The organism is Methylobacterium pseudosasicola (assembly GCF_900114535.1).
In the GTDB taxonomy this organism is placed as follows: domain Bacteria; phylum Pseudomonadota; class Alphaproteobacteria; order Rhizobiales; family Beijerinckiaceae; genus Methylobacterium; species Methylobacterium pseudosasicola.
In genome coordinates, this window is record NZ_FOTK01000040.1 from 41,406 (window position 1) to 55,485 (window position 14,080).

Here is a 14,080-nt window from a genome sequence, read left to right on the forward strand (position 1 = left end):
CTCCGGCATCGTCCGGTCTGCGAGCCATGGCTTCGCGGGCCGGGTGGAGATTGCGATGACGGAGGATCGCCGCGGGGCATTCCGCAAGAATGCCTTCACGTTCGGCACGCTGCTGCTCGCCTGCGGTGAAGTCGGCTGCCTGGTCTGGGACGCGACCGAGACGGGCGCCCAGATCGAGGTCGAGAACGATCAGGCGGTGCCGGACCGCTTCCCGATCCGCCTCACGGATGGGGCCGATCCGCGCAAAGCCGCGGTGGCGTGGCGCAAGAGCCGCCGGATCGGCGTCGCCTTCGAGGGCTGACGCCGGTCGCTCACGTCGTCGCCAGGGTGGAGCGCGGGCGCGGCCCGGCCGCCAGCCTGAACAGCGTCGGGCGCAGGAACAGCAGCTTGAGCGGTGTGTCCCGCACCATCCGGTCCAGAACCAGTGGCAGCAGCAGGGCGGCAACCATCACGATCAGGCCGGCGAGGCCGATATCCGTGACGAGGCCGGTGCGGACCAGGATTTCACGGGTCGCCGCCATCGGCAGCGCGAAAGCGAGATAGATCACGATCGAGCGCCGGCCGCAGCTCCGCAGGGTCTCGGCCACGACGCCGCCCGACCGTTCGATCAAAGCCGCCGCGACCACGATCGCCAGAGCACCGGCCGCCCCGAGGGCGAGGCTGACCAGCGGAAGGCTGGCAAGTGTCGGATAGACCGGATTGCCGGTGGGTGTCAGGGCGAGCCACCCCTCGATGAGCGCCCAGGCGGCGAGGCCGCCGAGCGCGAGCCCGACATGCCGGCGCGCCGCGTCGGCCAGGGCGAAGATCCGGCCCGCGAACAGGTAGCCCGCCACGAAGTAGACGTAGCGGCCGCAAAACTCCTCGATCAGGGTCGCGTCGCTGCGGATGTCGGCGATCTGCAGCAGGGCGGCGCCACCGAGCAGCAGCGCCCCCGGACACCGCCGCAGGGCCTTGGTCACTACCGAGAAGACCGCCAGCAGGTAGACGAACCACAGGCTGGAATACGGCTCGACCAACGCGTGGGCGAGATGGGCGGCGAAAGCCCCGGGCCCGGCATCGCCGACGATGCTGCCGTAGCGAGCGGCCGACTGGATCACGAGCCAGAGCAGGTAGAAGTACGCGAAATGCACCACCCGGCGGTCGGCGAACAGGCGCCAGTCCCGGTCGATCACCCGGCCCAGGAACAGGCCGGACAGGAGGAAGAAATCCGGTATCCGGAACGGCTTGGCGAAGGCCACGACCGGGTGGAGGAACCCCTCCCCGCCCATCGCGGCGCCGGTGCCGATGACGGAATGCATCATCACCACCAGGAGGATGCAGATCCCCTTGGCCACATCGACCCAGGCCAGCCGGCCGTCCCCTGCCCCGCTCATCGTGCAACTCCGCGACCGAGGCGAGTGTGCAGCGGCAAGGTTAGCGGGGCTGCCTGCCCGGCCGCGGAACCTGCGGAATTGCTGAGCGCCTGGTAAACGGACGGCTCAATCCCGGCGCTTGCCCGCCCGGCGATCCCGGGTCATGCGGGTGGCGGCGTAAAAGTCGTCGGGCTTGCCGCGGATCCAGACCAGGAAACGCGCGATCTCCGGATCGGCCCGCAACGCCTCGACATCGGCGAGCCGCCTGGCGATTTCGGCCTCGCTGTAACGGGCATGGATCGCCGAATGGCAGATCTGGTGCAGGCGCACCGTGCCCTGGTGGGTCCCGCCCTTCAGCTTCGGGGTGAGGTGGTGGAGGCTGGAGCGGGCGCGCGGCGGGATCGGCCGGCCGCAGAGCGGGCAGACCGGATCCGCCCGGGGGACGGCGCCCGGCATATCCGGATCGTCGGCGTTCCAGCGCCGGGAGCGGCGTCCCACCAAGCGATCCCTCCTTCCATCCCGATCAGGGCACGGGGCTGTCCGCCGCGAGACAGGCCGGCTCCACGCGCCCGCGAAACGCCGCCTCGGCCTCGCGGTCCCGGGTCCCGAAGATCGAGACGTGATCGCCCGGGACCAGCGCGAACCGCGCCCGGGATCCCGCCGCCGCGGCCAGCGCCCGGGCGAGCTTGGCCGGCACCACAGGATCTTCAGTGCCCTGAATGATCAGGACCGGCTCGGTCCCGCCGCGGATGCGCAGGTCCGAGCGGTAGGTGTCGCGCAGGAGCCAGGACGGGGCCAGCGGGACATGCAGCCGCACGGTGGGGGTGAGCGAATCGAACGGCGCTTCGAGGTAGAGCCCGACCGATGCCACGCGCTCGGCCATCGCAACCGCCACCGCGCCCCCCAGGGAATGCCCGTGCAGCAGGATCGGCGCCCCCGGGGCGCGCGCCATTGTGAAAGCCACCGCCGCCATCCCGTCGCGGATCAGCCCGTCCTCGCTCGGCGATCCCGTCGAGCCGGGATAGCCGCGATAGGCCGGCGCCAGGACGCCCCACCCCGCCATCCGCCAGGGATCGGCGGCGAAGCGGGCGGCGTGCGGCTCGGGCCGGGAGCCGTTGCCGTGGAAGCTGACCACCACCCCACAGCCCAGACGCGGGGGCCGCCACAGGGCGAAGAGCCGCTCGCCATCCTCGGTGGTCAGGGTGATCGCCGCGGTCCCGGGCGGCGCGAACCGATCACGAGCCGGCTCACCCGCCCAGGCGGCTCCCGGATAGATCAGCCGCCGCTGGAACACGGCCAGAACCACCAGCGCCGCCAGATAGACCAGGGCCACGATGGCCAGCAGCAGAACCAGGAAGCGCATTTTTTAGCGAATGGGCAGACAGCTTATTATGGCTGCGTTTCGCTCCTCGAAGGAAGCGAGCCCGATACCGACCCCTCGATCCTGTCAGCCCCGCCCCGCGCCGCAGCATTGACAAACTCTTTGGCGGAGCCGAGTCTTGAATCGTTCCGAGGGGGGCCCTGTAGAGGGCTGAGATTGGGCACGCTGCCCTGACCCTTGAACCTGATCCGGCTCATACCGGCGGAGGGACGGGAACCTGCGGCTGCGTTCGTGCGGCCGGATCTCATCTCAACCATCGCGTGGTCCGGAGCGCTCCAACGCCAGGAGAGGCCCCCCATGAACGCACCCGTTCTTCCCAAGGACGTGAAAGGCAGCCCCGAGACCGTGACCACGGGTCCGGTCACCGGATCGCGCAAGGTCTATGCGAGCCCGGCCGGCCGGTCGGATATCCGCGTGCCCTATCGCGAGATCGTCCTGTCCGATCCGAAAGAGGAGCCGGTGCGGGTCTACGATCCGTCAGGTCCCTATACCGAGACCGACGCGCGCATCGATCTCACCGCCGGCCTGCCCGGCGTGCGCGAGCCCTGGATCGCGGCCCGCGGCTACACGGCCGTCGAGCCCCGCGCGGTCAAGCCCGAGGATAACGGCTTCGCCGGCGACAAGCTCGTGGCCCCCTGCCCGGCCGAGCGGACGATCCGCAAGGCGGCCCCGGGCCAGATGGTGACGCAGTACGAGTTCGCCCGGGCCGGGATCATCACCGAGGAGATGATCTACGTCGCCCATCGCGAGAATGCCTGCCGCGACGCGATGCTGGCCGGTGCCGAGGCGACGCTCGCCGACGGCGAGAGCTTTGGCGCCTCTGTGCCGCCGTTCATCACCCCCGAATTCGTGCGCGACGAGATCGCCCGCGGCCGGGCGATCATCCCGGCCAACATCAACCACACCGAGCTGGAGCCGATGGCGATCGGCCGCAACTTTTTGGTCAAGATCAACGCCAATATCGGCAACTCGGCCGTGACCTCGTCCGCGGCGGAAGAAGTCGAGAAGCTGGTCTGGTCGATCCGATGGGGCGCCGACACGGTCATGGACCTGTCCACCGGCCGCAACATCCACAACATCCGCTCGTGGATCATCCGCAATAGCCCGGTGCCGATCGGAACCGTGCCGATCTACCAGGCGCTGGAGAAGGTCGGCGGCGATCCGCTCAAGCTCGACTGGGAGGTGTTCAAGGACACCCTGATCGAGCAGGCCGAGCAGGGCATCGACTACTTCACCATCCATGCCGGCGTGCGGCTGGCCTACGTGCCGCTGACCGCCCGGCGGGTCACCGGCATCGTGTCGCGCGGCGGCTCGATCATGGCGCGCTGGTGCCTGGCCGGGCACCGGGAATCGTTCCTGTATGAGCATTTCGACGAGATCTGCGACATCATGCGGGCCTACGACGTGTCGTTCTCGCTGGGCGACGGCCTGCGCCCCGGCTCGATCGCCGACGCCAACGACGCCGCTCAGTTCGGCGAGTTGGAGACGCTTGGCGAGTTGACCAAAATCGCCTGGGACAAGGGCTGCCAGGTGATGATCGAGGGCCCCGGCCACGTGCCGATGCACAAGATCAAGGTCAACATGGAGAAGCAGCTGCGGGAATGCGGCGAGGCGCCGTTCTACACCCTCGGCCCGCTGACCACCGACATCGCCCCGGGCTACGACCACATCACCTCGGGCATCGGCGCGGCCATGATCGGCTGGTTCGGCACCGCGATGCTCTGCTACGTCACCCCGAAGGAGCATCTCGGCCTGCCCGACCGCGACGACGTGAAGACCGGCGTGATCACCTACAAGATCGCCGCCCACGCCGCCGACCTCGCCAAGGGCCACCCGGCCGCACAGCTGCGCGACGACGCGCTCAGCCGCGCCCGGTTCGACTTCCGGTGGGAGGACCAGTTCAATCTGGGGCTCGATCCGGATACGGCCCGCCGCTACCACGACGAGACCCTGCCCAAGGATGCCCACAAGGTCGCGCATTTCTGCTCGATGTGCGGCCCGAAATTCTGCTCGATGAAGATCACCCAGGATCTGCGCGCCGAGGTTCTGGCGATGGAGGAGGCCGGCGAGGTCGTGGGCGCCGCGCCCGCGATGTCCAAAGCTGAGGCCGAGGCCGGCATGCGAGCGAAGTCGCAGGAGTTCCTGGCCGAGGGCGGCAAGCTCTACGTCGACGCCGCCGAGTGAGGAGCTGGCACGCCCCGTCCGCTCAGGACGTGGGCGTGCCGCATCCGGCGTCACCGCCGCGCGGCGCCGTGATCGTGATCGCCGAGTCCGGCTCGGCCCCGTAGGCATCGTAGAGCGCCGCGAGCATCAGTTCGGCGGCGATGCCGACATCGGGAGGATCTCCGAGGATGACGGTGCGCGAGAAATTCGCTTCTCCGTCGGCTTGCGCATACTGAAGGGACCGGAGGGCGGCCTGGGATTGCGCCTGGAGCCGAAAACCCGGTTTCCCGTAGGCGCCCGACGAGGCTTCGCACAGCATCGCGGTATCGAAGGGCTGGAAGATGCACTGGACGTAGTGCATCGGCCGATCGCGCAGCGCCACGACGATGAAGCGATCACGCGACGTTTCGATGGGTCCGCGCCGATGGATCGCGTCGAGGCGCGCCACGACCTCGCAGCGATGCCGCCGGATGAACGCCTCCCGGGGTGATAATCCTGATCGCGCCTGCACGCTGCCCGCTGGTGCCTCGGCAAACGCCGCAACCAGAAGCGCCATAGCCATTCGGGTCCAGCGCATGGATTCCTCCAGACGCGTGCCGTGCCCCGTGGCGCAACAGCGACACGGATCGCCCCACCCGCGCGGCACGAGGGATCAAAGACCGAACGAATCGCAAAATGATGCCGTTCCGGTAACGGGATCTTCATCGCGACTCGGGCTTCAGCGCAAGCATCCCCTGCGCCGGGGGCGTCCGTTAACGGACGCTTAGGCGACAGATCCGCTGAATCCCCCGATCACAGGATCGCAGGAGATCAGCCATGGATATCCGTCCGCTCAACGCGACGACGCCGGGGCCGCAAGGTCTCGACGCTCTCGCGGCATCCGCCACGGCGGCCGTCACGCAGGAGACCACGCCGGCACAGGAAGCGACCGCGCCGCTGGAGCCCGCAGTGAAGCTCGACATCGCCCCGACCAGCGACAAGGCGCGCTACATCCAGGACCCCGATACCAGCTCGATCGTGTTCCAGGTGGTCGATCCGCATTCCGGCGATGTGATCGAGCAGCTCCCGAGCGAGACAGCCTTGCGCAACCGGGCCTACGACACCGCCCGCGGCCAGCACGGCGCGTCGTCCGGCAACTTGTCCCGGATCGCGTGAAGCCCGCCTTACCCGCCCGCGGCGCGGACGGGTGCGCCCGTCGCCGCGGGCCGCGCGATCCTGTCGAAACCCAAAAACCCCGTTTGACGCCGTCGCCACGGGACTGCTAGATCGCTTCCGTGCACGGGCGCCGAAGCCCCAGCGAAGCCAAGGCCTCGCCGGAGCCGACACCACCGACCGTGTCCGCGGGCGTAGTTCAGTGGTAGAACGTCAGCTTCCCAAGCTGAATGTCGTCGGTTCGATCCCGATCGCCCGCTCCAACTAATTTCACCGGCAATCGCAGCAAGTTAGGCGCATTCGGCAGTCCGAAATCCGCCGTTTCGCGGTGGCCTTTCGTACACATCGATACGCGCCCGCTGGCTTGTTTGTGCTGGATTCGGACGCGTCCAGGGCGACTCGAGCACGATCCTTCCGTTCCTTCGAACGATCGGCGTCCGATGGATCGAGTGCCGACCGGAGTTTCCTGGAAGGGGAACCGCCGAAGGAACGGAGTGGCATCGGGATCGATGGTCACACGGCTTCGAAGTCCGTGCGCCGGGAGCAGCCCCACCAAATCCGACGTGGGACGATCCTGATTCTATACCCGGACACCGTTCAAGTCATCGGGCATGCCGGCTCGCGGCCCTATCGATCGGTTCCTTCGTTCCGGCGGGCGCGGGACGGCCTCGAGCGGTCCAGCGTCAGGTCTGCGACCAAACGCTTGAGCTTGCTGTTCTCGTCCTCCAGCTGCTTGAGCCGCCGAATCTCCGGCACCCCCATGCCGACGAACTGCTTCTTCCAACGGTAAAACGTCGGCTCGGACACGCCCATCTTCCGGCAGACCTCATCCACCGTCGCGCCGTTCTCCGCCTGCCGCAGGGCGAAGGCGATCTGTTCGTTCGTGAAGCGTTTGCGAGGCATGGCATCCACCCTCCTTCAGGGTTCAGGATGCCCGAAAAACTTGCGCTCAGCGCGGACCAGTTGGCTTGGTCGGGGTCATGACCAAGGAGGTGCCGAGATTGCTCCACGGTACTGTCGTGGTCCAGCGCGCCAAGGCGTTCGTAGAAGCTAATCTCAGCGACCCGACCCTCGTCCGCCGCAACTCGCCGGGGCCGTCGGCGTGTCGCTGCGCCCGCTTCAGGAGCTGTTCCACGAGCGCGGCCAGCACATCTCCGACTGGATCTGGCAGCGCCGGCTGGAAGTCGCGACCAATCGCTTGGCCGATCCGGGCTGCGCCCACCAGCCGATCGGCATCCTCGCCTTCGGTTGCGGCTTCGCCACTCAGGCTCATTTTTCTCGTCGGTTCAAGGATCGATACGGTATGACCCCGAGCGGACCTCGTGAGCACCTCGTAGGCGGCTGAGATTAGCGGGGAGCTGACGCTCCCCGCCAAGCGCCGTCAGTTCAGAACCTGACGGTGAAGGCGCCCTTGGCGGCGTGGTCCTGGGCGCGGGCGCCGATCTGGCCGGTGTAGGACACGCCCAAGGTGGCCGCCGGGGTGAGCAGCACCGCCAGCCCGGCCTCGGCCACCAGCGCGTCCCGGTCGATCGGCAGCCCCGCGCTCACGAACCGCGCGCCCGTGCCCCGGAACGCCAGAACCGCGCTCGGCACGACGTCGCCGAAGCTGCGCCGGTAGCCGGCCAGCGCATGCACCGACACCGGCAGCGCCGCATCCGGATCGAGCTGCGCCTCCGCCCGCAGACCCGCGGTGGCCGTCGGCAGCAGGCTGGCGCGGGCCGACCCGGTCAGCGCCGCCGCCCCGCCCTGCTCGGCGAAGCGGTCGCGGCCCAGCGCCACCGCGCCCGCGCCCACGAACGGCTCCAGAACTGTCCCGGACCCCGCCGCCACCCGGTAGCCGGCCTCGCCGAAGCCCTGGACGCTGCGCCCGCCGGCGCGGGCGGTCGGCGTGTCGGTCAGGCCCGGGAACGCCACCACCCGGCGCAGCCGCGCCGGCTCGTCGGCCGCCAGCGCTCCGAACCGCAGAACCGCAGGCCCCGCCTCCAGGCTGCCGTAGACGCCGCCGAAGGTGCTCTCCAGCGTCCCGGTCTGGACCTGGCCGGGGCTGGCGAGATTGGTCTCGACATGGCCGCCGGCCACGCCCAGCCGCAGGCCGCCGATCCCGAGCGTGTCCAGCCGGGCGTCGACACCCATGACGAAGCCGGCGCTCTGGCGCGACAGGGCGGCGGCATTGCCGTCGGCGCGGACGTGGCCGAGGCTGCCCAGCCCCTGGCCCCACAGGCTCGCGACCCGCGGGTCGAACACCCGCGCCGGCATCGCCACCGGTTCCGCGGGCTCCCCGGGCCGGTCGGCCGTGTAGGTGGCCGGCAGGGAACCGTAGTCGCGCGCCTCGGAAGCGCCGCCCCAGCGCAGCCGGTCGAGCACCGCCTCGCGGGTGAGGCCGGCCGTGGCGAAGGCGGTCGAGGCCAGGCTGGCATGGGCGTCGCCGGAGAGCCCCGTGAACGCCGCCCGGGCCTGGGCCGCCGACAGGGTCGCGACCGCGTCGTACAGCGTCGAGCCCACCGCCCCGGCCTGGACCGCGGTGGCGGCGGCGTGCTGGTTGCGGCTCCGGGCGACCGCGGCGAAGTCGAGGTCGTTGCGCGCGAGCGTCAGGGTCACGGCGCCGGGCTCGTAGCCGAGGAACGGGGTCAGGAACGCGAAGGTGCTGGTGACGCCGGCGAACCGGCCCTGGATCCCGCCGGCGGCACTCAGGATGGTGTAGCGGGTGCGGGGCGCGTAGGTGCCGGCGCCGGCCACCGCCTCGACCCGGGCGCCCGCCACCGTGGCGCTGCCGCCGACCGCGACGAGGTCGGAGCGGCCGTCGGCGGTGGCGTCGACCCGGTAGAGCGAGCCCGGGGCCAGGGTGAGGTTGCCGGCGACGCGGATCAGGCCGAGGGGGCTCGATCCGGCCCCCGGAGCGGCGCCGGGGCTGAGCACGCTGCCGGCGCCGAGGCTGAGATTGCCGAACCAGCCGTCGCCGGTGAGCCGGCTGCCGGCCCCGAACGTGAGCGCGGCGTTGGGCAGGGCGCCGGTGACCGCGAGGTCGCCGCCCTGGATGCTGATCGGCCCGGAGAAGCTGTTGAACCCGGAGAGCGTCAGGGTGCCGGCGCCGACCTTGGTCAGGCTGGTCGGGCTGGCGCCGTCGACGATCTGCCCGGCATAGTCGGTCGAGCTGCCGTCGGTGCCGACCGTGAGCTGGCCGTTGCCCAGCGTCGCGCCGGCACTGGTGCCGGTGAGCGAGCCGACGGTGAGCGCGGTGCCGCCGAGGTCGAACGCGCCGTCGTTGCTCAGCCGGGTGATGCCGGTGGTGGTGCCAATGAGCGCGATCACCCCGCCCGGGGCGTTGCTCACCGGCCCGGCGAGCACGCCCGCGGCCTGGACGGCCCCGGTGTTGGACAGGCCGCCGGTGAGGCTGCCGGTGGTGACCAGGGTGCCGGCGTTGGCCAGCGGGGCCGAGACGGTGGTGAAGGTGCCGGTGTTGATCAGGGTGCCGCCCGGGGCGTTGACGCCGTCGGCGGTGTAGGCGCCGGCATTGACCAGGCGGCCGGTGTTGACGAGGTCGTCGACCACGCTGGCCTGCGCCGCGATGGTGAGCAGGCCGGCATTGGCGACGCTGCCGGCGCGCAGCCGGCCGCCGTCGACCAGGGCGACGGTGCCGGCGTTGCTCAGGCCGCCGGCGAGATCGTAGCGGCCGGAGACGATCAGGCTGGCCTGGGCGGCGTTGGCGAAGCCGGCGTCCGAGGAGACCGGCCCGGTGACGGCGATCTGCCCGGCGTTGCGGATCGCGCCGTTGAGGGCGCCGCCGGTGGCGGTGAGCGAGCCGGTGTTGGTGATCCCGCCCGCGATCGTGCCGCTGGTGAGGGTGGTGCCGGCGTTGCTCAGCCCGCCGGCGAGCGTCCCGGCATTGGTCAGCGTGGTGCCGGCCAGGGTGACGACCGGTGACACCAGGCTGGCGGAGGCTGTGAGGTTGAGGCCGCCGGCGGCCAGGGTGGTCAGCCCGGTGAAGCTGTGGGTGGCGGTCAGCGTCAGGGTGCCGGCGCCGCGCTGGACCAGGTCGCCGGTGCCCGAGATGGTGCCGGCGAAGGTGGTGTCGTCGGCGCGGTTGAACGCCAGGGTGCCGGCATTGGCGACGTCGCCGATGAGGCTGCCGGTAGTACCGCCTGCGCCGACCTGGAGGGTGCCGGCCTGGATGGTGGTGCCGCCGGTATAGGTATTGGTGCCGGCGAGCGTCAGGGTGCCGGCCCCGGCCTTGGTCAGGCCGCCGGTGCCGTCGAGGGTGCCGCCGAAGCTGGTGGAGCTGTTGTCGCCGCCGGCGGTGAGGCGGGCGGATCCCAGCGCGACGCGACCCTGACCGGCGAGCGAGCCGACGGTCTCGCTGTCGGCGAGCGCCAGGGTGGCGCCGGCGCCGACCAGGACCGCACTTTGATCGCCGATGGCCTGGCCGCCGATCGCCCGGAGGGTGCCGGCCGCGATCAGGGTCGGTCCGGCATAGGTATTGGTGCCGGACAGCGCCAGCGTGCCGGCGCCGAGCTTGGCCAGGCCGCCGGATCCGGCGAGCGACTGGGTGAGGGTGAAGGTATTGGCCGGGTCGGCGATGTCGAGCCCGCCGCCGCCGTTCGCCCAGGTGATCGGGCGTGTCGTGGCGGTGAAGCCGGTGCCGGTGACCTGGAGGATGCCGCCGTCGAAGGTGAGCGGGGCGGCCGCCGCGCCGAGGCTGGCGTCGCGCGCGACCGAGAGGATGCCGCCGGCGAAGGTGGTGCCGCCGGAATAGGTGTTGGTGCCGGTGAGCGTGAGGGTGCCAGCGCCGAGCTTGATCAGGCTGCCCCGGGTCGGGATCGATCCGAACGAGGCGACCCGCGTGGTTTCGAACTGGATCTCGGTCTGCCAATCTGTGGCGATGTCGGCGGCGATCTTGGTGTAGTCGGCGCTGCTCAGGCCCGCGAGATAGCGGGCCAGGCGGTTGCCGATGTTGCCGCGCGCGTAAGCCAAGCTCGGATCGGAGAGCGGCCAGGCCCAGCCAATTCTGTTCGTGTCGACGAAGGCGGCCACGACCTTGCTGCCGACGGGGCTGGCGTCGTTCGCCTTGAGGGCGTCGAGGATGGCCGTCAGATCGAAGCTGCGGAACGCCCGGACGACGCCGTCGAGGGTGGACAGGGTCCCCGGCATGGCGGCCTGCAGGGCGGGGAGCGTGAGCTTCGGATCCATGGCGGCCTTGCGGGCCGGCCAGGCCGCGGCCTCGGCGTCGTTCTCCTGCTTGCGCTGGATCAGCGCGTCCTCGGAGATGTCGTTGGACCAGGTGTCCTTGGTGCCGGCCGGGAGGTTGGCGGCGACGGGGCCGAGGAACTGCCCGGGGCCCTTCATGGCCTTGTTCAGGTCGATGACGCCCCAGCCCCAGACGGCGTTGGGGGCGTTGGGGTTGGCGTCCGCGACGCCGTCGACCGCGTTGCGATGATAGGCGGTTGTGAGCAGGACGTCGCGGGCCTGCTCGTTGGTCATGTACGGGTAGCGCTGCATGATCACCGCGAGCGCGCCCGTGGCGTGCGGCGCCGCCATCGACGTGCCGTCCACGGAGGCGTAACCAGTCTGCTGGTTCGGATCGACGTGCCACTGCCCCGTACTCCAGGGGGCGCCAGGCGTATAAGGCGGAACGCTACTGTTGATGGCGCTGCCGGGCGCAACGATATACCAGTATTTTGCGGCGCCGGCCCGATTGGAATAGTATGCAAGGCCAAGGTCGGCAGGATTCAAGCTGCCGTTCGCCCCTTTCGTTGCTGCGCCAACGGCAACCCAGTTCTTCTCGATTTCAGGCCTGAAATAGGGGACATCCGAGCGAATGTTTGGGTTGCTGAACCCTGTATTTCCTGCAGCAAAGACCTGAATGATATCATATTGCTTAGCTACGTCGGCGAGCGCATCGATATATCCGAGCTTGCCGTCGAATTTCGCATAGGCGCTGCGAAGGTTCGGAAGGCTGCTGTAATTGTCTCCGAACGGCGGGTTGCCCCAGGAGGAGTTGATCACGCGGGCGCCAGCCGCAGCTAGGCTGCCATAGGCATTCTTGAAGTAAGCGTAATCGGCGTTCGCGCCGTAGCGCGCCTCGTCGGTCGCCTGCGTGTTGGTGACGTAGACGTTGGCGTTGAACGCCACGCCATGCATGCCGACGCCATCGCGGGAGGCCGCGATCGTCCCTGTCACATGCGTCCCGTGCGGGTCATTGAAGACGGGATTGTATATGCCAGGGACGGCATAAGAATCGCCTATTTTAAAGAAGCTCGGCTGCGGAGACAGATTGCTCGGTCGTCCAGCCCAGTCCGCGTAGTAATATCCGTCTGAACCGAATGTCCCGGTGATCGTGAGTGGCTTGACGCGTCCATCGGCGAATTCCGGGTGGGCGCGGTAGACACCGGAATCGACCACCCCGACGGTGACGCCTAGGCCGGTATAGCCGGCCGCGTAGGCATCGGCCGCGTGCATCGCTTCCAGTCCCCAGTCCGCTCGGTACTCCGGCGTACGCCAACTCGCGGGGTCGTTGGTGGCCAGACTCTGAGCGAGGGCGTGGTGTGAGACCGAGGCTCCCAATGCCGCGAGGCCGAGGGTCGAGCGGCGCAGTGCGGTCGCGATCAACCGCCGACGATTAAATCCACCACAGGCACTGCTATCGACGTACGCAAGTCTACGCATTTTCAGCTGCTCGATTTTCCGCAAGAATAGAAACAACGCCGTTGTTCGCCGCAGTGAGTCATCGGTGATCGTGCCCAACGGCGCTAAGCGATATGAAGTGAAGTAGATTAGATCTCGAAAAATATGGGACGCAAGTAAGAATTTGCGTTTAATAATTATAGAAATAGTGTAAAGTATTCGTGCTCATGAGACAATAAGTGTCAAAAATGCTTTGAGATGGATGCGCTGATGGCATCGGTTACATTCTATAATGGTATGCTTCTTGCCTGTTTCCGCATAGGTGACATGGACTGCCAGCGCGTCCATGCGCGGTGGAGAGGATGGTTCCATACGTCGCGTGATCAAAATGCCACTACAAGACACTTCGGCTGGCAGGCGGAGCATTGGCTCTTGTCAGAACAACACGACGTCTCCCGCCGCTGAAAGGCCGCACGGGACCGCTCGGTCGGGAACGCGAGGAGTCGCAGCGGCAGCGCCGTGCGAGCGGATCGGCCCTTGCCGTAAGCGCAAATGGGCCTGGGTTTCGGGGGCTGCTGATCCGTACCTTCATCAATTCCCGTCCCGGCGGCACGCGGAACGGCGTGCACGTGCATCCGGGCTGTCATCGTGACGCCCGCATCCCCGGGGGATCTGATCAGACTTCAGTGCGCGCGAACAAGTCGAGTTGCTCTATCGGTCTGCGCGCCCGCAGGCTCAGAGCGGGGCGCATGGATCGCGGCATCGGGATCGTCGGCAGACCCACACCCGGCTTGCCATAGAGTACGGCTCCGACGATCCGGATGCCGTCGCCGCGATGAAACACGTTCGCGGTGTGAGGCCCGGAGCGCAGGATCTCCTGCACCAGCATCTCGTCCACGCTCAGGAGGGACACGGCTGTCAGCAGACACGTCAGCCCCGCCGCCTCGACATCGAAGGACCGGAACTCCGAGGCGCGCTGCCGACAGATCTGATGCACGGCGCTGGTCTGGGCGAACGGTTTGGACGCCGATTGTGTGGTCGGGTCGGCGACGAAGGCGGTGATCACGTGCCGCTCGGCGATGTGGTCGGCCACGAGTAAGGAGGTCTCGCATCCAGACAGCTAAGAGCGCCTAACAGAACGGGCACGGATTGGGCGGGCGGGCGTTGGTCGTGATGGCTCGTCCGCTTCTGCCCGATGATCTCTGGACCGAGATTGCGCCGCTTCTGCCGCCGTCCCGCCCACGTCCAAAAGGTGTCCGACGGCCGATCGAGAACCGAGCTGCGTTGACCGGCATTCTGTTCGTGCTGCGCTCAGGCGTTCCGTGGGAGATGCTGCCAGCGGAGATGGGCTGCGGCTGCGGGATGAGTTGCTGGCGGCGCCTGCGCGACTGGCAGGCGGCCGGCGTATGGGCCC

Annotated in this window: 10 protein-coding genes, 1 tRNA gene, 2 pseudogenes and 1 riboswitch; of the genes and pseudogenes, 6 read left to right on the forward strand and 7 right to left on the reverse strand. The window is 68.8% G+C overall.

Annotated elements, in window-relative coordinates; all coding sequences use genetic code 11:
- The first annotated feature begins 55 nt into the window (after nt 1-55).
- Nucleotides 56-301: a pilus assembly protein PilZ gene (locus BM228_RS27000; RefSeq protein WP_092045457.1), complete on the forward strand. Its 246-nt coding sequence runs from the start codon at nt 56-58 to the stop codon at nt 299-301.
- A gap of 10 nt (nt 302-311) precedes the next feature.
- Here BM228_RS27000 and BM228_RS27005 read toward each other — a convergent pair whose 3' ends face one another.
- The 3 genes from BM228_RS27005 to BM228_RS27015 all read right to left on the reverse strand — a co-directional run bounded on the left by BM228_RS27005 (nt 312) and on the right by BM228_RS27015 (nt 2,715).
- Nucleotides 312-1,373, reverse strand: a complete 1,062-nt coding sequence (locus BM228_RS27005) for an acyltransferase family protein (RefSeq protein ID WP_092045459.1) — start codon at nt 1,371-1,373, stop codon at nt 312-314.
- A gap of 105 nt (nt 1,374-1,478) precedes the next feature.
- Entirely contained in the window at nt 1,479-1,853 is a 375-nt protein-coding gene (locus tag BM228_RS27010) for an HNH endonuclease family protein (RefSeq protein WP_092045461.1), read from the reverse strand.
- Nucleotides 1,854-1,875: 22 nt separating this feature from the next.
- On the reverse strand, nt 1,876-2,715 hold the full coding sequence (locus BM228_RS27015) for an alpha/beta hydrolase (RefSeq protein ID WP_092045463.1): 840 nt from the start codon (nt 2,713-2,715) through the stop codon (nt 1,876-1,878).
- Nucleotides 2,716-2,854: 139 nt separating this feature from the next.
- Nucleotides 2,855-2,960: riboswitch (TPP riboswitch) on the forward strand.
- Nucleotides 2,961-3,030: 70 nt separating this feature from the next.
- On the opposite strand from BM228_RS27015, the gene thiC reads away from it, so the two are divergent.
- A complete protein-coding gene (gene thiC / locus BM228_RS27020; protein ID WP_092045465.1) occupies nt 3,031-4,917 on the forward strand; it encodes a phosphomethylpyrimidine synthase ThiC in 1,887 nt (628 codons plus the stop codon).
- Nucleotides 4,918-4,939: 22 nt separating this feature from the next.
- Here the strand turns inward: thiC and BM228_RS27025 are convergent, their stop codons facing one another.
- The gene (locus tag BM228_RS27025; RefSeq protein ID WP_092045467.1) at nt 4,940-5,344 is read right to left on the reverse strand and encodes a TY-Chap domain-containing protein; all 405 of its coding nucleotides are present in this window, start codon (nt 5,342-5,344) and stop codon (nt 4,940-4,942) included.
- Between the two features lie 368 nt (nt 5,345-5,712).
- Between BM228_RS27025 and BM228_RS27030 the strand changes: the two genes are divergently transcribed.
- Complete coding sequence (locus tag BM228_RS27030) at nt 5,713-6,051, forward strand: flagellar protein FlaG (protein ID WP_092045469.1); 339 nt, start codon at nt 5,713-5,715, stop codon at nt 6,049-6,051.
- Nucleotides 6,052-6,236: 185 nt separating this feature from the next.
- Nucleotides 6,237-6,311: transfer RNA gene (locus BM228_RS27035), tRNA-Gly, on the forward strand.
- Nucleotides 6,312-6,720: 409 nt separating this feature from the next.
- On the opposite strand, the pseudogene BM228_RS27040 reads toward BM228_RS27035, so the two are convergent.
- A pseudogene (locus tag BM228_RS27040) lies at nt 6,721-6,951 on the reverse strand (transposase); the annotation flags it as partial.
- A gap of 86 nt (nt 6,952-7,037) precedes the next feature.
- On the opposite strand from BM228_RS27040, the pseudogene BM228_RS27045 reads away from it, so the two are divergent.
- A pseudogene (locus tag BM228_RS27045) lies at nt 7,038-7,393 on the forward strand (helix-turn-helix domain-containing protein); the annotation flags it as partial.
- Nucleotides 7,394-7,434: 41 nt separating this feature from the next.
- Here the strand turns inward: BM228_RS27045 and BM228_RS27050 are convergent.
- Together BM228_RS27050 and BM228_RS34880 are read right to left on the reverse strand one after the other, a co-directional pair.
- Nucleotides 7,435-12,651 (reverse strand): S8 family serine peptidase, encoded by a 5,217-nt coding sequence (locus tag BM228_RS27050; protein WP_167367840.1) that lies wholly within the window; start codon nt 12,649-12,651, stop codon nt 7,435-7,437.
- 691 nt (nt 12,652-13,342) lie between these two features.
- Nucleotides 13,343-13,759: a hypothetical protein gene (locus tag BM228_RS34880; RefSeq protein WP_244537323.1), complete on the reverse strand. Its 417-nt coding sequence runs from the start codon at nt 13,757-13,759 to the stop codon at nt 13,343-13,345.
- Between the two features lie 80 nt (nt 13,760-13,839).
- On the opposite strand from BM228_RS34880, the gene BM228_RS27060 reads away from it, so the two are divergent.
- The coding region (locus BM228_RS27060) for a transposase (protein WP_139234218.1) at nt 13,840-14,080 on the forward strand (241 nt) is incomplete at its 3' end.